Annotated in this window: 18 protein-coding genes and 1 other RNA gene; 12 read left to right on the top strand and 7 right to left on the bottom strand. The window is 53.0% G+C overall.

All coding sequences use genetic code 11. The features are described from left to right. Positions 1-354: 354 nt before the first annotated feature. From C2U41_RS17990 to zapA, 3 genes are all read right to left on the bottom strand, one after another. On the bottom strand, positions 355-951 hold the full coding sequence (locus C2U41_RS17990) for a 5-formyltetrahydrofolate cyclo-ligase (RefSeq protein WP_103848962.1): 597 nt from the start codon (positions 949-951) through the stop codon (positions 355-357). Positions 952-970: 19 nt separating this feature from the next. After that, positions 971-1,154: non-coding RNA, 6S RNA (ssrS, locus tag C2U41_RS17985), on the bottom strand. A 41-nt stretch (positions 1,155-1,195) separates the two neighbouring features. After that, positions 1,196-1,525 carry a cell division protein ZapA gene (zapA, locus tag C2U41_RS17980; protein WP_003026980.1) on the bottom strand — a complete coding sequence of 110 codons (330 nt, stop codon included), beginning with the start codon at positions 1,523-1,525 and terminating at the stop codon, positions 1,196-1,198. A gap of 167 nt (positions 1,526-1,692) precedes the next feature. Between zapA and C2U41_RS17970 the strand changes: the two genes are divergently transcribed. The 8 genes from C2U41_RS17970 (at position 1,693) to C2U41_RS17930 (ending at position 11,910) form a co-directional block, all read left to right on the top strand. Next, positions 1,693-2,271, top strand: coding sequence for a YecA/YgfB family protein (locus tag C2U41_RS17970; RefSeq protein WP_003026978.1), 579 nt, complete (start codon positions 1,693-1,695; stop codon positions 2,269-2,271). A gap of 24 nt (positions 2,272-2,295) precedes the next feature. Beyond that, positions 2,296-3,621 (top strand): Xaa-Pro aminopeptidase, encoded by a 1,326-nt coding sequence (pepP, locus tag C2U41_RS17965; protein WP_003026976.1) that lies wholly within the window; start codon positions 2,296-2,298, stop codon positions 3,619-3,621. Further along, positions 3,618-4,796: a 2-octaprenyl-6-methoxyphenyl hydroxylase gene (ubiH, locus tag C2U41_RS17960; RefSeq protein ID WP_103848961.1), complete on the top strand. Its 1,179-nt coding sequence runs from the start codon at positions 3,618-3,620 to the stop codon at positions 4,794-4,796. Before pepP ends, ubiH begins: the two co-directional genes overlap by 4 nt. 139 nt (positions 4,797-4,935) lie before the next feature. Then, positions 4,936-6,138: an FAD-dependent 2-octaprenylphenol hydroxylase gene (ubiI, locus tag C2U41_RS17955; RefSeq protein WP_103848960.1), complete on the top strand. Its 1,203-nt coding sequence runs from the start codon at positions 4,936-4,938 to the stop codon at positions 6,136-6,138. 452 nt (positions 6,139-6,590) lie between these two features. Then, the gene (gene gcvT, locus C2U41_RS17945; RefSeq protein WP_003026967.1) at positions 6,591-7,685 is read left to right on the top strand and encodes a glycine cleavage system aminomethyltransferase GcvT; all 1,095 of its coding nucleotides are present in this window, start codon (positions 6,591-6,593) and stop codon (positions 7,683-7,685) included. A 25-nt stretch (positions 7,686-7,710) separates the two neighbouring features. Then, positions 7,711-8,100, top strand: a complete 390-nt coding sequence (gcvH, locus tag C2U41_RS17940; RefSeq protein ID WP_003026965.1) for a glycine cleavage system protein GcvH — start codon at positions 7,711-7,713, stop codon at positions 8,098-8,100. A 131-nt stretch (positions 8,101-8,231) separates the two neighbouring features. Next, complete coding sequence (gene gcvP, locus C2U41_RS17935) at positions 8,232-11,105, top strand: aminomethyl-transferring glycine dehydrogenase (RefSeq protein WP_044713822.1); 2,874 nt, start codon at positions 8,232-8,234, stop codon at positions 11,103-11,105. A gap of 61 nt (positions 11,106-11,166) precedes the next feature. Then, positions 11,167-11,910, top strand: a complete 744-nt coding sequence (locus C2U41_RS17930) for an SDR family oxidoreductase (protein ID WP_016150949.1) — start codon at positions 11,167-11,169, stop codon at positions 11,908-11,910. A 94-nt stretch (positions 11,911-12,004) separates the two neighbouring features. Here the strand turns inward: C2U41_RS17930 and bglA are convergent, their stop codons facing one another. Together bglA and C2U41_RS17920 are read right to left on the bottom strand one after the other, a co-directional pair. After that, positions 12,005-13,438, bottom strand: a complete 1,434-nt coding sequence (bglA, locus tag C2U41_RS17925) for a 6-phospho-beta-glucosidase BglA (RefSeq protein ID WP_103848959.1) — start codon at positions 13,436-13,438, stop codon at positions 12,005-12,007. Positions 13,439-13,558: 120 nt separating this feature from the next. Then, on the bottom strand, positions 13,559-14,287 hold the full coding sequence (locus tag C2U41_RS17920) for a MurR/RpiR family transcriptional regulator (protein WP_003838265.1): 729 nt from the start codon (positions 14,285-14,287) through the stop codon (positions 13,559-13,561). A 52-nt stretch (positions 14,288-14,339) separates the two neighbouring features. Here C2U41_RS17920 and yqfB point away from each other — a divergent pair, with 52 nt between their 5' ends. Then, positions 14,340-14,651: a N(4)-acetylcytidine aminohydrolase gene (gene yqfB, locus C2U41_RS17915; RefSeq protein ID WP_103848958.1), complete on the top strand. Its 312-nt coding sequence runs from the start codon at positions 14,340-14,342 to the stop codon at positions 14,649-14,651. A gap of 162 nt (positions 14,652-14,813) precedes the next feature. Beyond that, on the top strand, positions 14,814-15,473 hold the full coding sequence (gene trhA / locus C2U41_RS17910; RefSeq protein WP_003026947.1) for a PAQR family membrane homeostasis protein TrhA: 660 nt from the start codon (positions 14,814-14,816) through the stop codon (positions 15,471-15,473). Positions 15,474-15,566: 93 nt separating this feature from the next. On the opposite strand, the gene ygfZ is transcribed toward trhA, so the two are convergent. Further along, entirely contained in the window at positions 15,567-16,547 is a 981-nt protein-coding gene (ygfZ, locus tag C2U41_RS17905) for a tRNA-modifying protein YgfZ (protein WP_103848957.1), read from the bottom strand. A 256-nt stretch (positions 16,548-16,803) separates the two neighbouring features. Here ygfZ and sdhE point away from each other — a divergent pair, with 256 nt between their 5' ends. Both sdhE and C2U41_RS17890 read left to right on the top strand, forming a co-directional pair. After that, complete coding sequence (gene sdhE / locus C2U41_RS17895; RefSeq protein WP_003026938.1) at positions 16,804-17,070, top strand: FAD assembly factor SdhE; 267 nt, start codon at positions 16,804-16,806, stop codon at positions 17,068-17,070. Then, positions 17,051-17,458, top strand: a complete 408-nt coding sequence (locus C2U41_RS17890; RefSeq protein ID WP_003026936.1) for a protein YgfX — start codon at positions 17,051-17,053, stop codon at positions 17,456-17,458. The genes sdhE and C2U41_RS17890 overlap by 20 nt, the downstream gene beginning before the upstream one ends. Before the next feature lie 44 nt (positions 17,459-17,502). Here the strand turns inward: C2U41_RS17890 and fldB are convergent, their stop codons facing one another. Beyond that, positions 17,503-18,024, bottom strand: coding sequence for a flavodoxin FldB (gene fldB / locus C2U41_RS17885; protein WP_003026933.1), 522 nt, complete (start codon positions 18,022-18,024; stop codon positions 17,503-17,505).

The raw sequence follows: 18,024 nt of genomic DNA, 5'->3' as shown, positions 1-18,024 counted from the left end.
ACCTGCCCATCTTTCCTCTGATTTTCCTGCCTTACTATCTCTTTGTGTAACGCATGCATTCCGTTTTCGACCCTTGCCGCAATTGGTAATTAAAGGCTGCGCTCTGCGTTGTACATCAATAAAAGGAATTTACGATAGGGGCTCAGCATCGTGCTGAAACGGGAAAGCCCCTACCGAAGCAGGGGCTTTAAAAAGGAAAGGGACGATGATGAGATACGTCATCATGCTGCTGATCCTGTTAATCATCGCTTCGCCAGCATATTAACAGAGAGTACGCAGGAGGGAGGTTCGCCTCCCTCACCCTTCACCGAGAAAGTTAGTTTAAAAAAACGGCGCTGTCAATCGACAAAAAAGTTACCATTCCCATACTTTTGATGGCGTCACCACCGCAGGCAGCGGGATATCCCATTCTTCAACAGGCAGCTTTTCTACTCGCTGACAATCGTGGGCGTAGCCTACGGGCTGGATCTTATGCTGCTGCCAGTTTTGTAGCGTGCGGTCATAAAATCCGCCGCCCATGCCCAGGCGTTGCCCATATTCATCAAACGCCACTAACGGCGTAATCAGTACATCCAGCTGTGGCAGCGGTAATACGTTACGTACATCAAGTCGTGGTTCCTGGATCTTTAAGCGATTGGTTACCAGGTCGCTATGCGGATGATAGTGCAGGAACAGCAAATTACCGGCGCTGAAGGGATGAAGAACCGGAAGATAAACGCGCTTGCCCGCTCGCCACAGCTGATCTATTAGCGGCTGGGTATCGAGTTCGCCATCGAACGAGAGGAATACTGCCACCGTATGAGCGAGTACAACAGGAGGAAAGCTGAGCATTCGGGTCGCGGCTTGCTGACCGTATTGTCGTTGCTGTTCGGAGGTAAGCGCACGACGACGCTGCCGAATCAGTTGACGAATTTCTTGCCGGGATAAAGGGAGTTCAGAAAGTAATGTCATGGCTGTTGCCAGGTAGAAGGGAATCTCCGAGATGCCGCCGCAGGCTGTAACCCTTGAACCCTTGGTTCAAGGTGAATGTGTCGTCACAGTTTTAAGGCTTCTCGGACGGGCCGAGCATGCTCACCAACCGTGGAGCGCCACATTCTTGTGGTATGAAATATCGGCTCAGGGGACTGGCCCGCTTGCAAACATCTCAGAGAAATTTTGTCTTCACGGTCACTCTACCACAGTAAACCGAAAAGTGTTATTCAAAGTTTTGGCCCGTTTTTTCGGTTATGCGACCCTGATCAAGCAACGCCTGTTCGATGGTCTGTTGTAGCATCCGAATACGTTGTTCCATGCTCGCCGCGTACTCACGCGTCTTCGCTTTTTCCTGAGTTAATTCATAGCTGATGTTCAACGCGGCGATGAAAACCAACTGCTCAGTATTTGTGACTCTAGTGCGAACTTTTAGATCTTGCAATCGCTGATTGAGATCGTCCGCAGCCTGATTCAACGCATCCCTTTGTTCAGGCGGGCAATTCACTCGCAGTGAACGGCCAAATATTTGGATATCGACGGGTTGTGCAGACATGCCACCTTCCTGCTGATTGACTGCGCTGCCTTCGTCTCCAGACCGTGGGTCCGCGAAGGGGCGACACTATAGCTACCCTGGTATCAAGATACAAGCCCTTTTCTGGTCCACCAGGGTCCAAAGTGGTAGCATACCATGAATATTCCTCCCTTTGATGACGAATGCTTATGTCTATACAGAACGAAATGCCTGGTTACAACGAAGTTAGCCAGTTTTTGAACCAACAAGGGGCTGGATTAACCCCGGCCGAAATGCACGGCTTGATAAGCGGAATGATTTGCGGTGGAAACAACGACAGCTCATGGCAGCCGCTGTTGCACGACCTGACGAACGAAGGTCTGGCCTTTGGTCACGAGCTGGCTCAGGCGCTGCTGAAAATGCACTCTGCCACCAGCGATGCCCTCGAAGACGACGGCTTCCTTTTTCAGCTTTATCTGCCTGAAGGGGATGACGTCAGCGTGTTCGATCGCGCCGATGCGCTGGCGGGATGGGTAAACCACTTTTTGCTGGGCCTTGGCGTCACGCAGCCGAAGCTCGACAAAGTAACCGGCGAAACCGGGGAAGCGATTGACGACCTGCGCAATATCGCGCAGTTAGGGTATGACGAAGACGAAGATCAGGAAGAGCTGGAAATGTCGCTCGAAGAGATCATCGAATACGTGCGCGTAGCCGCTTTGCTGTGTCATGACACGTTTACGCGTCAGCAGCCGACTGCGCCGGAAGTTCGTAAACCGACTCTGCACTAAGAACGAAACGCAAAGGAGAGTGTGATGAGCGAGATATCTCAGCAAGAATTCCAGCGTCGTCGCCAGGCTTTACTGGCACAAATGCAGCCCGGCAGCGCCGCGCTGATTTTTGCCGCGCCTGAAGCGACGCGCAGCGCGGACAGTGAATACCCGTACCGCCAAAGCAGTGATTTCTGGTACTTCACCGGTTTTAACGAACCTGAAGCCGTGCTGGTGCTGATTAAAAGCGATGACACTCATAACCATAGCGTTTTGTTCAATCGGGTTCGCGATCTGACGGCGGAGATCTGGTTTGGTCGCCGTCTGGGCCAGGATGCTGCCCCGGCAAAACTTGGCGTTGACAGGGCGCTGGCCTTCAGTGAAATCAACCAACAGCTGCACCTGTTGCTCAATGGCCTGGACGCGGTGTACCACGCACAGGGCGAATATGCCTGGGCCGACGAGATTGTGCACACGGCGCTGGATAAACTGCGTAAAGGCTCCAGACAAAATCTGCACGCACCTGCCGCGATTATCGACTGGCGTCCAATGGTGCATGAGATGCGCCTGTTCAAATCACCGGAAGAGATTGCGGTCATGCGTCGTGCCGGAGAAATCACCGCGCTGGCGCATACCCGTGCGATGGAAAAATGCCGTCCGGGAATGTTTGAATACCAGTTAGAAGGGGAGATTCACCACGAATTTACCCGCCATGGTGCGCGTTATCCGTCCTATAACACGATTGTCGGCAGCGGTGAAAACGGCTGTATCCTGCATTACACCGAAAATGAAAGTGAAATGCGCGATGGCGATTTGGTGCTGATCGACGCTGGCTGTGAATACAAAGGCTATGCGGGCGACATTACGCGTACCTTTCCGGTAAATGGTAAATTTACCCCAGCACAGCGTGAAATCTACGATATCGTGCTGGAATCCTTAGAGACCAGCTTGCGTCTGTATCGTCCCGGAACGTCCATTCAGGAAGTCACTGGCGAAGTGGTGCGCATCATGATTACGGGTCTGGTGAAACTCGGTATTTTGCACGGTGATGTCGATCAGTTGATTACCGAAAATGCACATCGCCCATTCTTTATGCATGGTCTAAGCCACTGGCTTGGGCTGGATGTGCACGACGTCGGCGTTTATGGTCAGGACCGCTCACGTATTCTTGAGCCGGGAATGGTGCTCACCGTCGAGCCGGGACTGTATATCGCGCCAGACGCCGATGTACCGCCGGCTTATCGTGGTATCGGCATTCGTATTGAGGATGACATTCTCATCACCGAGGACGGCAATGAAAACCTGACCGCCAGCGTAGTGAAGAAAGCGGATGACATTGAAGCCTTAATGGCTGCGGCGCGACTGCAATGAGCGTGATTATCGTTGGTGGTGGTATGGTTGGCGCGACGCTGGCGTTGGCCATTTCTCAGCTCAGCCATGGGACTCTGCCGGTTCATCTGATAGAAGCGAGCGAACCTGAAACTGACCGCCATCCCGGGTTTGATGCCAGGGCGATCGCTCTGGCGGCAGGAACCTGCCAACAGCTGGCGCGAATTGGCGTATGGCAGGCGATTGCCGATTGCGCAACGGCCATTAAAACGGTTCACGTCAGCGATCGCGGTCATGCCGGATTTGTGACGCTGGATGCGCAGGAATACCGTATTCCGGCTCTGGGCCAGGTGGTAGAACTGCACGACGTCGGGCTGCGTCTGTTTGCGCTGCTGCGCAAAGCGCCGGGCGTCACATTGCACTGCCCCGATCGCGTAGCCAGCGTGTCGCGCACACAGGAGCGCGTAGAAGTTACGCTGGAAAATGGCGAAGTGATTGATGGTCGCCTGCTGGTGGCCGCCGACGGTACGCGCTCCGCACTGGCTACCGCCTGCGGTGTTGACTGGCTGCAACAGCCTTATGAGCAACTGGCGGTAATTGCCAATGTCACGACCTCTGTACCGCACGACGGGCGAGCGTTTGAACGCTTCACGCAATATGGTCCGCTGGCAATGCTGCCGATGTCTGACGGTCGCTGCTCGCTGGTGTGGTGCCATCCGCTGGAGCAGCGTGATGAGATTATGGCCTGGTCCGACGAACAGTTTTGCCGTGAACTACAAACCGCTTTTGGCTGGCGACTGGGACGTATTACCCAGGCCGGTAAACGCAGCGCCTACCCGCTTTCGTTAACTACAGCGCTGAAGGCGATTACCCATCGTACCGTGCTGGTAGGGAACGCCGCCCAGACGCTGCATCCCATTGCCGGGCAAGGTTTCAACCTGGGCCTGCGTGACGTAATGAGCCTGGCTGAGACGTTGACGCAGGCGGAAAACGGCGCGGAAGATGTGGGTGATTATGCGGTGCTGGCACGCTATCAGCAGCGCCGCGAAAGCGATCGTAATACGACGATTGGTGTGACCAATAATTTAGTGTATTTGTTTGCCAATCCCTGGGCCCCGCTGGTTGTTGGGCGTAATGCCGGGCTGATGGCGATGGAATTATTCACCCCTGCGCGCGATGCGCTGGCGGAGCGGACCCTGGGCTGGGTTGCGCGCTAAATATAACCTGTAGGCCGAATTAAAGAAGTAGGCCTGATAAGCGCAGCGCCATCAGGCAATGTCGCAGAATTGATGCCGGATGGCGGCTTTGCCTTATCCGGCCTACGGTTTTTGATTGTCCTATTTTCAGGAGCAAACAGTGCAAAGTGTTGATGTAGCAATTGTTGGTGGCGGCATGGTAGGACTGGCGGTTGCCTGCGGCTTACAGGGCAGCGGGTTGCGCGTTGCTGTATTAGAACAACATGTTCCGCAGCCGTTGGCGGCGGATGCACCTCCTCAGCTTCGTGTTTCGGCCATTAATGCCGCCAGCGAAAAACTGCTTACCCGTCTTGGCGTCTGGTCCGACATTGTTGCCCGTCGCGCTTGCTGCTACCACGGCATGGAAGTCTGGGACAAAGACAGCTTTGGACGTATTGCGTTTGATGACCAGAGCATGGGCTACAGCCATTTGGGGCACATTGTCGAAAACTCAGAGATTCATTATGCGCTGTGGCAAAAGGCGCAGCGTTCAGCGGATATTACGCTGATGGCACCCGCTGAATTACAGCAGGTGGCCTGGGGTGAGAACGAAGCATTTCTGACCCTGAAAGATGGCGCAATGCTGACGGCCCGCCTGGTCGTCGGTGCTGATGGTGCTAACTCCTGGCTGCGCAACAAAGCGGATATTCCGCTCACCTTCTGGGATTATCGTCATCATGCGCTGGTGGCGACTATCCGTACGCAGGAAGCGCACGGTGCGGTTGCGCGTCAGGCGTTTCACGGCGAGGGGATCCTGGCATTCCTGCCGCTCAGCGATCCACACCTGTGTTCTATCGTCTGGTCGCTCTCGCCGCAGGAAGCAGAACGTATGCAGCAGGCAAGCGTTGACGAGTTTAATCAGGCGCTGAATATCGCTTTTGATAATCGTCTGGGGCTGTGCAGCCTTGAAAGCGAACGTCAGGCGTTTCCGCTGACGGGACGTTATGCCCGTCAGTTCGCCGCCCATCGTCTGGCGCTGGTGGGGGATGCGGCGCATACCATCCACCCGCTGGCGGGTCAGGGGGTTAACCTTGGCTTTATGGATGCGGCGGAGCTGATCGATGAACTTAAGCGGCTACAACGTCAGGGTAAAGATATTGGGCATTATCTCTATTTACGCCGCTACGAGCGCAGCCGTAAGCACAGCGCAGCGCTGATGCTGGCAGGGATGCAGGGATTCCGTGAACTGTTTGCAGGCGAGAATCCGGCGAAAAAACTGCTACGCGATATTGGGCTGAAACTGGCCGATACCCTCCCGGGCGTAAAACCACAACTGATCCGTCAGGCGATGGGACTGAACGATCTTCCCGAGTGGTTACGTTAGTGTCCGTAAGGACAATCTTAAGAGTTTGAGACCCGTCACACTTTCCTCTCCCGGCCTGCGCGCCGGGGTGCTTCTCTCATTTGAAATAATCTAATTCCACGCCTTTTTTCGCATTAGTTTTTTTGATATTACGTTTTTTTCATAACGCCATTTTTGACATTTTTCCCACATTTAATGTGGATTAGTGCTGTAAGTTTGCGCTTATCTTTGTTTGTTATTCTGATTTCTTACTACATATATGGAGTTTTATTCTGTTGGCGATCTGGCTGTTTTTCGCCATAAGCTAATGTGATGGTTAATTTTGACTTATGGTTTAGCGTCTGTTTCGGTGGTAAGTTCAGGACAAAGAGAACGTTTGCGTCGTAGCCCCTGGAGCGGCTGCGGTGCTGGGTTTCGTGGCGAAAATTTCACCGCGAAAGAGTTGGTAGCCCCGCTTATTCAACGAGGAAAAGATGGCTCAACAGACTCCTTTGTACGAACAACACACGCTATGTGGCGCGCGCATGGTCGATTTCCATGGCTGGATGATGCCACTGCATTACGGTTCTCAGCTCGATGAACACCATGCTGTTCGCACCGATGCCGGAATGTTTGATGTGTCGCATATGACCATCGTCGACCTGCGCGGTAGCCGCACCCGGGAGTTCTTGCGTTATCTGCTGGCAAACGACGTCGCAAAGCTAACGAAGACGGGTAAAGCCCTCTACTCCGGTATGCTTAACGCTTCGGGCGGCGTGATAGATGACCTGATTGTCTACTACTTCACTGAAGATTTCTTCCGCCTCGTTGTAAACTCCGCCACCCGCGAAAAAGACCTCTCCTGGATTACCCAACACGCTGAACCATACGCTATCGACATCACCGTTCGTGACGACCTGTCGCTGATTGCGGTACAGGGTCCAAACGCTCAGGAAAAAGCAGCTACGTTGTTTACTGACGAGCAGCGTCAGGCGGTAGCAGGCATGAAGCCGTTCTTCGGCGTTCAGGCGGGCGACTTGTTTATCGCAACCACCGGTTATACCGGCGAAGCAGGCTATGAAATTGCCATGCCGAATGAAAAAGCGGCAGATTTCTGGCGTGCGCTGGTACAGGCTGGTGTCAAACCCTGCGGTCTCGGCGCACGTGACACGCTGCGTCTGGAAGCCGGTATGAACCTGTACGGTCAGGAGATGGACGAAGGCATTTCTCCGCTGGCGGCCAACATGGGCTGGACCATCGCATGGGAACCGGCTGACCGCGACTTTATCGGTCGTGAAGCGTTGGAAATGCAGCGTGAAAAAGGCCACGAACAACTGGTCGGGCTGGTGATGACCGAGAAAGGCGTGCTGCGTAATGAACTGCCGGTGCGCTTCACCGATGCTTCCGGCAACCAGCAGGAAGGCATTATCACCAGCGGGACATTCTCTCCAACTCTTGGTTACAGCATCGCGTTGGCGCGAGTCCCTGCGGGTATCGGTGAAACTGCGATCGTGCAGATCCGTAACCGCGAAATGCCGGTAAAAGTGACTAAACCTGTTTTTGTGCGTAACGGCAAAGCCGTCGCGTAATTCATCCTTTTTTGGAGATTGATTGATGAGCAACGTACCTGCAGAACTGAAATACAGCAAAGAACACGAATGGCTGCGCAAAGAAGCTGACGGCTCTTACACCGTTGGTATCACCGAACACGCTCAGGAGCTGTTAGGTGACATGGTTTTCGTTGACCTGCCAGAAGTTGGCGCAACCGTCAGCGCGGGCGATGATTGTGCCGTTGCGGAGTCCGTAAAAGCGGCATCCGATATCTATGCGCCAGTAGGTGGTGAGATTGTGGCGGTTAACGACGCGCTCAGCGACTCCCCGGAACTGGTCAACAGCGAGCCGTATGCGGGCGGCTGGATTTTCAAAATCAAAGCCAGCGATGAAAGCGAAATTGAATCGCTGCTGGATGCGACCGCATATGAAGCATTGTTAGAAGACGAGTAAATACGCTTTTGCCGGATGGCGCTGCGCTTATCCGGCCTACAAAGCATGCGTAGACCCGGTAAGCGCTAGCGCAGCCGGGCTCGTAGACAGAGACAATCACGATTCACTGCACGTTTCAGGAACCATCGCCCATGACACAGACGTTAAGCCAGCTTGAAAACAGCGGCGCTTTCATTGAACGCCACATCGGACCGGACGCCGCGCAGCAGCAAGAGATGCTGAATGCGGTTGGCGCCGAGTCGTTAAACGCGCTGATCGGCCAGATTGTGCCGAAAGACATTCAGCTCGCAACCCCGCCGCAGGTGGGCGAGGCGGCGACCGAATACGCTGCGCTGGCTGAATTAAAAGCCATCGCTGGGCGTAACAAGCGCTTCACGTCCTACATTGGCATGGGCTACACCGCCGTGCAGTTGCCACCGGTTATCCTGCGCAACATGCTGGAAAACCCGGGCTGGTACACTGCGTATACGCCGTATCAGCCAGAAGTTTCTCAGGGGCGCCTGGAAGCGCTGCTCAACTTCCAGCAGGTGACGCTGGATCTGACCGGTCTGGACATGGCCTCCGCCTCTCTGCTGGATGAAGCCACCGCGGCGGCTGAAGCGATGGCGATGGCAAAACGCGTCAGTAAACTGAAAAACGCCAACCGCTTCTTTGTGGCCGCTGATGTCCATCCGCAAACGCTGGATGTTGTGCGTACTCGTGCACAAACCTTTGGTTTTGACGTGATTGTTGATGACGCGGCGAAAGCACTGGATCACCAGGATGTGTTTGGCGTGCTGTTGCAGCAGGTTGGCACCACCGGTGAAGTGCATGACTACAGCAAACTGATTACCGAGCTGAAATCCCGTAAAGTTGTGGTCAGTGTCGCTGCCGACTTTATGGCGCTGGTACTGCTGACTGCTCCGGGCAAACAGGGCGCGGATATCGTTTTCGGTTCTGCACAACGCTTCGGCGTACCGATGGGTTACGGTGGCCCACACGCGGCATTCTTCGCCGCTAAAGACGAATTCAAACGCTCCATGCCAGGCCGTATTATCGGCGTCTCCAAAGATGCGGCGGGCAATACCGCACTGCGCATGGCGATGCAGACTCGTGAGCAGCATATCCGCCGCGAGAAAGCGAACTCCAACATTTGTACCTCGCAGGTCCTGCTGGCCAACATCGCCAGCCTGTATGCCGTTTATCATGGTCCGGTTGGCCTGAAACGCATTGCTAATCGCATCCACCGCCTGACTGATATCCTGGCAGCCGGTCTGCAACAGAAAGGATTGAAGCTGCGTCATGCGCATTACTTCGACACCCTGTGCGTTGAAGTAGCCGATAAGGCCGCAGTGCTGGCGCGTGCCGAAGCGGCAGAAATCAACCTGCGTAGCGATATCCATAACGCGGTAGGTATTACGCTCGATGAAACCACCACCCGTGAAAACGTGGTGCAGTTGTTCAATGTACTGCTGGGCGACAGTCACGCTCTGAACATCGATACGCTGGATAAAGACGTGGCGCTCGACAGCCGTTCTATTCAGGAAAGCATGCTGCGTGACGATGCGATCCTCAGCCATCCGGTGTTCAACCGCTATCACAGCGAAACCGAGATGATGCGCTACATGCACTCACTGGAGCGTAAAGATCTGGCGCTGAATCAGGCAATGATCCCGCTGGGTTCCTGCACCATGAAGCTCAACGCCGCTGCCGAGATGATCCCTATCACCTGGCCTGAATTCGCTGAGCTGCATCCGTTCTGCCCGCCAGAGCAGGCTGAAGGTTATCACCAGATGATCGGCCAGCTTTCCGAGTGGTTGGTTAAACTGACCGGTTATGATGCCGTCTGCATGCAGCCGAACTCCGGTGCGCAGGGCGAGTATGCGGGTCTGCTGGCGATTCGTCATTATCACGAAAGCCGTAACGAAGGTCATCGCGATATCTGCTTGATCCCGGCTTCTGCCCACGGTACCAACCCGGCGTCTGCACAGATGGCGGGTATGCAGGTAGTGGTTGTCGCCTGTGATAAGAACGGCAACATCGACCTGGACGATCTGCGAGCAAAAGCAGAACAACATGCCGACAACCTTTCTTGCATCATGGTGACCTATCCATCCACCCACGGCGTTTATGAAGAAACGATCCGTGAAGTGTGCGACGTTGTGCACCAGTTCGGCGGCCAGGTTTACCTTGATGGCGCGAACATGAACGCTCAGGTTGGGATCACCACGCCGGGCTTTATTGGCGCAGATGTCTCGCACCTCAACCTGCATAAAACATTCTGCATTCCGCACGGCGGCGGCGGCCCAGGTATGGGACCGATCGGCGTGAAATCACATCTGGCGCCGTTTGTACCGGGCCACAGCGTAGTGCAGATTGAAGGGATGCTGACCCGTCAGGGCGCAGTTTCTGCGGCGCCGTTCGGTAGCGCATCCATTCTGCCAATCAGCTGGATGTACATCCGTATGATGGGCGCAGAAGGTCTGAAGCAGGCAAGCCAGGTGGCGATTCTTAACGCTAACTACATTGCCAGCCGTCTGAAAGATGCTTATCCGGTATTGTATACCGGTCGCGATGGTCGCGTGGCGCATGAATGTATTCTCGACATTCGCCCACTGAAAGAAGAGACCGGCATCAGCGAACTGGATATTGCCAAGCGCCTAATCGATTACGGTTTCCATGCGCCGACTATGTCATTCCCGGTCGCGGGTACCCTGATGGTTGAACCGACTGAATCTGAAAGCAAAGTGGAACTGGATCGCTTTATCAATGCGATGCTGGCAATCCGCGCTGAGATCGATCGCGTGAAAGCCGGTGAATGGTCACTGGAAGATAACCCGCTGGTTAACTCACCGCACACGCAAAACGAGCTGGTCGCGGAGTGGAATCACGGTTACAGCCGCGAAATCGCCGTCTTCCCGGCGGGTGTGGCGAACAAATACTGGCCAACCGTGAAACGCCTTGATGACGTTTACGGTGACCGTAACCTGTTCTGCTCCTGCGTACCGATGAGCGAATATCAGTAATCTGCTGATTCAACTATCTTTTAAAGGCGCTTCGGCGCCTTTATTTTTTGGGAGAAACGTTATGGCTATAGCATTGGTGACGGGCGGCAGTCGTGGCATTGGTCGAGCAACCGCGCTGCAACTGGCGCAAGAGGGTTACACGGTCGCCGTGAATTTTCATCACCATATTCGTGCGGCAACCGAGGTGGTGAACAACATCGTCGCTGCAGGCGGTAAAGCATTTGCTTTGCGTGCGGATATCAGTGATGAAAGCCAGGTGGTGGCAATGTTTGAGTCTATTGACCGTGAAGGCGAGCAACTGACTGCCTTGGTGAATAATGCCGGGATCTTGTTTGAGCAAAGCACGGTCGAAAACTTAACCGCCGAACGAATTAATCGCGTACTGGCAACCAACGTTACCGGCTATTTTCTGTGCTGTCGGGAAGCGGTAAAGCGCATGTCGTTCAAGCACGGCGGTCAGGGTGGATCGATTGTAAATGTCTCTTCGGCGGCATCGCGGCTTGGTGCGCCATTCGAATATGTTGATTACGCGGCCTCGAAAGGCGCTGTGGACACGCTCACCACCGGCCTGGCGCTGGAGGTTGCGGCGCAAGGGATCCGCGTAAACTGCGTGCGACCAGGTCTTATCTACACTGAAATGCACGCATCAGGCGGCGAGCCGGGAAGAGTCGATCGCGTGAAATCACTGTTGCCTATGCAGCGTGGCGGGCAGCCGGAAGAAGTCGCGCAGGCAATTACCTGGCTGTTGAGCGAGAAGGCATCTTACGTAACGGGCAGTTTTCTGGAACTGGCAGGCGGGAAGTAGGGATTTAATTGCCGGATAGCGCTGCGTTTATCCAGCCTACGGGAGTATAACCTGTAGGCTGGATAAGGCGTTTACGCCGCCATCCGGCAAAAAATTACAGATTCTCGCCGTTGCTGGCAATCACCGCTTTATACCACTCAAAACTCTTCTTTCGTGAACGCGACATATCGCCGGTGCCGTCGTCATGTTTGTTCACGTAGATAAAGCCGTAACGTTTGCTGTACTGACCGGTGGTAAACGATACGCAGTCGATGCAGCCCCATGGCGTGTAGCCCATTAGGTCTACGCCATCATAGGTCACCGCTTTCATCATTTCTTCGATGTGGGCGCGCAGATAGTCGATGCGATAGTCGTCGTTGATGCTGCCGTCTTCTTCTACTTTGTCATAAGCGCCAAACCCGTTTTCAACGATAAACAGCGGCTTCTGGTAGCGTTCATACAGCTCACATAAGGCATAGCGTAGACCGACGGGGTCAATCTGCCAGCCCCAGTCGGAGGCTTTTACGTGCGGGTTCGGTACGCTGCCCTCAAAACCAGAAATGGCATCGCCGCTGCCGCCTTCCGCTTTTACCGCGTTGGTCATGTAGTAACTGAATCCGAGATAGTCACAGGTGCCTTCACGCAGGATTTGCTCATCGTCGGCCTCCATTCGGATGTTGAATTCGCGGCGTTCCCACTCGTTCAGTACATATGATGGATAGTAGCCGCGCAGCTGAACGTCAGTGAAAACGTAGCGCTCACGCATCGATTCCTGCGCGAACATCACATCCTCAGGCTTACAGGAGAACGGGTACAGTGGCACCATCGCCAGCATGCAGCCGACTTTCATTTCCGGGTTGATGCGACGTGCCGCCTTTACCGCCAGCGCGCTGGCCACGAACTGGTGGTGCAGCACCTGGTACATAGTCTCTTCCGGGTTTTTATGCTCGGTATACACCACGCCGGAGCAGCAATAACCAAACAGCGGTGCGCGCCAGTTACGCTGGTTGTTGATCTCATTGAAGGTCATCCAGTATTTGACCTTGTGCTTATAGCGCTCAAAAACGACTTCAGCAAAACGGACAAAGAAATCGACGACTTTACGATTGGTCCAGCTACCGTACTGTTGAACCAGGTGCAGCGGCATTTCAAAGTGGGAAAGGGTGATGACTGGTTCAATGTTGTACTTCAGCAGTTCATCGAACATGTCGTCGTAGAACTTTAGCCCTTCTTCATTCGGTTGGGTTTCGTCCCCTTTGGGGAAGATACGGGTCCAGGCGATTGAGGTACGGAAGCATTTGAATCCCATCTCGGCAAACAGCTTGATGTCTTCTTTGTAATGACTGTAAAAATCGACAGCTTCGTGGTTGGGGTAGTACTTACCGGACTCAACTTCCTGAGTGATTTCTCGCGGAACGCCGTGTGCCCCTCCGGTCAGTACGTCGCAAATGCTGGGGCCTTTGCCACCTTTGTTCCAGCCGCCTTCAACCTGGTGCGCCGCAACCGCGCCGCCCCATAAAAAATCGTTTGGTAAGGTAAGTTTTTTCATCTGCGCTCAGTCTCAAATTAATACAATCTGATTTTGAGTCTAACAAAGGAAAGATAAATGTCACGATATAACAAAATAGCGTAAATGTGATTTGTTACATCAAAAAAACAGATTGTTTTTTTACGCTATTCTTTTCGCCAGCTTGCGACCGAGTGATTCCAGAATATAAATAACGGGGATCTGCGTGGTTATATCGTATACCCCGGCAATACGTGTTTGTGGAACATGCCAGGAGAGGTTAAAGTCGGCGAGTTTCGCCAGGCGAGAGTGTTCATGGCTGGTGACCGACAGAACCTTACAGTTGTGCAGACTGAACTGGCTGGCAAAGCGCAGGATCTCTTCTGTTTCACCAGATACGGAAAGCACGATCGCCAGCGCGTTTCTGGCCATGTCGTTAGTGACCGGGAAATAAGGATCGTCAATGTGATTACTGAATTTACCGACGTTTGAGAAAAAACGTGCGCCATATTTTGCCAGCGCTCCAGACGTTCCCGCTCCGACGAATATAATACGTTCGGACGATAATATAATATCAACAGCCTGATCGAGCAGTTTATCGAATTCGTCGTTATTGACGCCTTTAAAGAAACTGATAATTTCGCTGGCACCGAAATTAGCCTGTTGCGGTTCATTCTGCTCTAAATATAATTTGAAGCGCACGCGAAATTCTGAGTAACCTTCACATTTAAGCTTGCGGCAAAAGCGCAGTACGGTGGTAGTAGAAACACCCACGGCATCGGCCAGCTCGCGAATGGTCATGTACATGACTTTGTCACGGTTTTTGATGACATAGTTGTAGACCAGCATCTCAAGATTGTTGAGACTGGCGATGGCAGCGTGGGAGAACATACTCACAATGGCAAAACTCACTCATCAGACTTCATCTACAGGGAATAATAACATGCAGCCAAATGACATCACTTTTTTTCAGCGTTTCCAGGATGACATTCTGGCCGGACGCAAGACCATCACCATTCGTGACGAGTCCGAATCACACTTCAAAGCCGGGGACATTTTACGGGTTGGGCGCTTCGAAGATGACGGTTACTTCTGCACGATTGAGGTTGTTGGCACCTCAACCGCCACGCTGGATACGCTAACGGATAAACATGCCCAGCAGGAAAACATGACGCTTGAAGAACTTAAACATGTGATTGCCGAGATTTACCCGAATCAGACGCAATTTTATGTGATTGATTTTAAATGCCTTTGATTTAAAGAAACATCTGTTAGTTGAAAAATCACTTACAACACAATGATTTTAAAGGGTTAATATTAATGTGATATTTATTTTAGCTAACAGGTGTTCACTGGAACCATTCTCAGTTACGCTAGAGGCGCAATAACGAAAGTGTTCGTTTCTGGGGAGTAACTTATGGTTCAGAAGCCATTAATCGCGCAGGGATATTCGTTGGCAGAGGAAATAGCCAATAGCATCAGTCACGGTATCGGGCTGGTGTTTGGGATTGTCGGACTGGTGTTATTACTGGTCCAGGCAGTAGATACCAACGCCAGCGCTATGGCCATTACCAGCTATAGCCTGTACGGCGGCAGCATGATCCTGCTGTTCCTCGCCTCAACCTTGTATCACGCGATCCCCCATCAGAGAGCGAAAGTCTGGCTGAAAAAATTTGACCACTGTGCGATTTATCTGCTGATTGCCGGGACCTACACGCCATTTCTGCTGGTGGGGCTTGATTCGCCGCTGGCACGTGGACTGATGATTGTTATCTGGAGCCTGGCGCTGATCGGTATTTTATTCAAACTGACCATTGCGCACCGATTTAAGGTTCTGTCGCTGGTAACCTACCTGACAATGGGCTGGCTATCGCTGATTGTGGTGTATCAACTGGCGGTTAAGTTGGCAGCGGGAGGCGTGACGTTGCTGGCTGTTGGCGGTGTGGTGTATTCCCTGGGCGTAATTTTCTACGTCTGTAAGCGCATTCCTTATAACCATGCGATCTGGCACGGCTTTGTGCTGGGCGGCAGCGTTTGCCACTTCCTGGCGATCTATCTGTACGTTGGTCAGGCGTAATCACTGACGCCGGATGGAGGCTAGCGCCTTATCCGGCCTACAAAACAAAAGCCAGCATGCCTGATAGACGCATCGCAATCAGGCATTATTCATTTACTCTTCCAGCGAATACGGCAGCGGTACGATTTGCAGCGTTTTTGCGTCGTCACGAACGCGGAACACGCTGTCGGCCTCCATGTCGTTATTCATCACAACCTGCACCAGTACCTGACCATCGGCCAGTTTTACTGCGGCAAGTACGGTACCGGTACGACGCCAGTTCTCGCCCATTTTTAATTCAAGGTCTTCGCCAGCTTCCGGTACTCGACCGGCGGCACCCGCCAAAGTCCACATGGCGCGTTTATTGGCTCCGCGGAATTTTGCACGAGCAACCATTTCCTGACCGGTGTAGCAGCCTTTTTTAAAGCTGATCCCGCCCAGAGCCTGCAGATTGGTAGCCTGTGGAATAAACTGTGCACTGTTGGCTGTATCAATAACGGGGATACCCGCTTCGATATCCAGCGCCAGCCACTGCTGGCTGTTATTTAACTCTGCTTCGCCACGCAGCTTTTCAACCAAGGTTTCTGCTGTGGTGGCATCAACGATCAGCAGAAAACGTTCAGCAGGGTGTTCGAACCACAATATCGTGGAGGCACCTTCGGTAATGACCTGCTTATCACTGTTCGGTAATTCGCTAAAGAGATTGGCCAGCGCTGCACGTGCCTGGAATCCCGCTACGCCCAGCAGGACACGCTCGTCATCCGGGGCAATCGCCACCTTCGAGAAGACCGCGTATTTTTTCAGCTCGGTGAGCTGCGCATCACGCAGGCTACGGCGCTCAAGCCATGCAAAACCGTCACCCTGTCGGAACAGACGCAGGTTGCTCCACATTTTACCTTTGGCGTCACAATGTGCAGCTAACAGGTGCTGATGCTCGGTCATCTGGCTGACATCCGCTGTGACCTGACCCTGAATATACTTATCACTGTCGACACCGGTGATGGTGGCGAGCGCCCAGTCATCGAGCGTCATTAGCGTCAGAGGCAAACGCGTTGACGCGAAAGGCTGGCGAGGAGGAAAAGATGTAAAAGCCATAATAATGTCCTGATTTGCTTAACGCAGTGATAATGACTAATGGTAAAAGAGCTATGGCCCATTGCAAGCGGTTTAAACAGGCTATTTGTGCCATATATTGCGCTTTGCGAGGAAACATCAAAAAATGGTGAATCCTTTGGCTTAATAAGGTTTTATTTAGCGAGCGAGCTTCAGTTTACTGATATTCCCGTAAAAGAGCGGGAAAAACACGTTACAATAGCGGGATACTTCGTTTTCGCGAGACAGGGAGAAGAACATGGATATTAACAACAAAGCACGTATTCATTGGGCATGCCGCCGCGGTATGCGCGAGCTGGACATCTCGATCATGCCGTTTTTCGAACATGAATATGACAGCTTAAGTGACGAAGAAAAACGTATCTTTATCCGTCTGCTAGAATGTGATGATCCAGATTTATTTAACTGGTTGATGAATCATGGGAAACCAGCTGATGCTGAGCTGGAGCAGATGGTGCGACTTATCCAGACACGGAATCGGGAACGTGGTCCAGTGGCAATCTGATTTACGCGTATCATGGCGCGCGCAGTGGCTTTCACTGCTAATTCATGGGCTGGTCGCGGTGTTTATTTTATTGATGCCCTGGCCATTGAGCTACACCCCATTATGGCTGGTTTTGCTCTCTCTGGTGGTATTCGATAGCGTTCGCAGTCAGCGTCGAATCAACGCCTGTCAGGGTGAGATTCGGTTGTTGATGGATGGTCGTCTGCGCTGGCAAGGGCAAGAGTGGTCTATCGTTAGCGCCCCCTGGATGGTTAAAACAGGCATGATGCTGCGTTTGCGCTCTGATGCCGGAAAACGTCAACATTTGTGGCTGGCGGCAGACAGTATGGATGATGCTGAGTGGCGGGATTTACGGCGGTTGATGCTGCAAAAGGCGAAGCAGAAGTAGTACTGACGGTAAGGTTGCGACCTTAGCCGTCAGTCGGCAGAAATTCAGGACCAGTGCTCGGCCATTTCGCCAAGAATTTGCTCGCACCAGGCCTGAATGCGTTCATCGCTGAGATCGTACTGGTTCGTTTCATCCAGCGCCAAACCAACAAACAGCTGTCCATCGGCAATGACGGGTTTATCGCTGGTGAATTCGTAGCCTTCGGTGGGCCAGTAGCCGACAAACTTTACACCTTTGGTGATCAGTTTATCGTGCAACATACCCAGCGCATCCAGGAACCATTCACCGTATCCCAACTGATCGCCCATACCGTAAAGTGCGACAATCTTTCCTTCCAGGTTGAGGTCGTCCAGTTGCTCCCAGACAGCTTCCCAGTCCTCCTGAATTTCACCGAAATCCCAGGTTGGGATGCCCAAAATGAGCACGTCATACTGCTCCATTAGGGTCGGGGAATCGTCTTTGAGGTTGTGCAGTGTCACCAGTTCGGGACCCAGGATATCGCGGATTTTTTCTGCTGCCATTTCGGTGTAGCAGGTGCTGGAACCGTAAAAAAGACCCATGTTCAT

Origin of the sequence: Citrobacter freundii complex sp. CFNIH4 (assembly GCF_002934505.1) — a bacterium.
Lineage (GTDB): Bacteria > Pseudomonadota > Gammaproteobacteria > Enterobacterales > Enterobacteriaceae > Citrobacter > Citrobacter freundii.
This window is presented reverse-complemented; position numbering and strand designations above follow the sequence as displayed.

Bases quoted from the DNA above. Each gene is read 5' to 3' on its own strand.
- C2U41_RS17990 (WP_103848962.1), bottom strand. From the start codon at position 951: ATGACATTACTTTCTGAACTCCCTTTATCCCGGCAAGAAATTCGTCAA.
- zapA (WP_003026980.1), bottom strand. From the start codon at position 1,525: ATGTCTGCACAACCCGTCGATATCCAAATATTTGGCCGTTCACTGCGA.
- C2U41_RS17970 (WP_003026978.1), top strand. From the start codon at position 1,693: ATGTCTATACAGAACGAAATGCCTGGTTACAACGAAGTTAGCCAGTTT.
- pepP (WP_003026976.1), top strand. From the start codon at position 2,296: ATGAGCGAGATATCTCAGCAAGAATTCCAGCGTCGTCGCCAGGCTTTA.
- ubiH (WP_103848961.1), top strand. From the start codon at position 3,618: ATGAGCGTGATTATCGTTGGTGGTGGTATGGTTGGCGCGACGCTGGCG.
- gcvT (WP_003026967.1), top strand. From the start codon at position 6,591: ATGGCTCAACAGACTCCTTTGTACGAACAACACACGCTATGTGGCGCG.
- gcvH (WP_003026965.1), top strand. From the start codon at position 7,711: ATGAGCAACGTACCTGCAGAACTGAAATACAGCAAAGAACACGAATGG.
- gcvP (WP_044713822.1), top strand. From the start codon at position 8,232: ATGACACAGACGTTAAGCCAGCTTGAAAACAGCGGCGCTTTCATTGAA.
- C2U41_RS17930 (WP_016150949.1), top strand. From the start codon at position 11,167: ATGGCTATAGCATTGGTGACGGGCGGCAGTCGTGGCATTGGTCGAGCA.
- bglA (WP_103848959.1), bottom strand. From the start codon at position 13,438: ATGAAAAAACTTACCTTACCAAACGATTTTTTATGGGGCGGCGCGGTT.
- C2U41_RS17920 (WP_003838265.1), bottom strand. From the start codon at position 14,287: ATGTTCTCCCACGCTGCCATCGCCAGTCTCAACAATCTTGAGATGCTG.
- yqfB (WP_103848958.1), top strand. From the start codon at position 14,340: ATGCAGCCAAATGACATCACTTTTTTTCAGCGTTTCCAGGATGACATT.
- trhA (WP_003026947.1), top strand. From the start codon at position 14,814: ATGGTTCAGAAGCCATTAATCGCGCAGGGATATTCGTTGGCAGAGGAA.
- ygfZ (WP_103848957.1), bottom strand. From the start codon at position 16,547: ATGGCTTTTACATCTTTTCCTCCTCGCCAGCCTTTCGCGTCAACGCGT.
- sdhE (WP_003026938.1), top strand. From the start codon at position 16,804: ATGGATATTAACAACAAAGCACGTATTCATTGGGCATGCCGCCGCGGT.
- fldB (WP_003026933.1), bottom strand. From the start codon at position 18,024: ATGAACATGGGTCTTTTTTACGGTTCCAGCACCTGCTACACCGAAATG.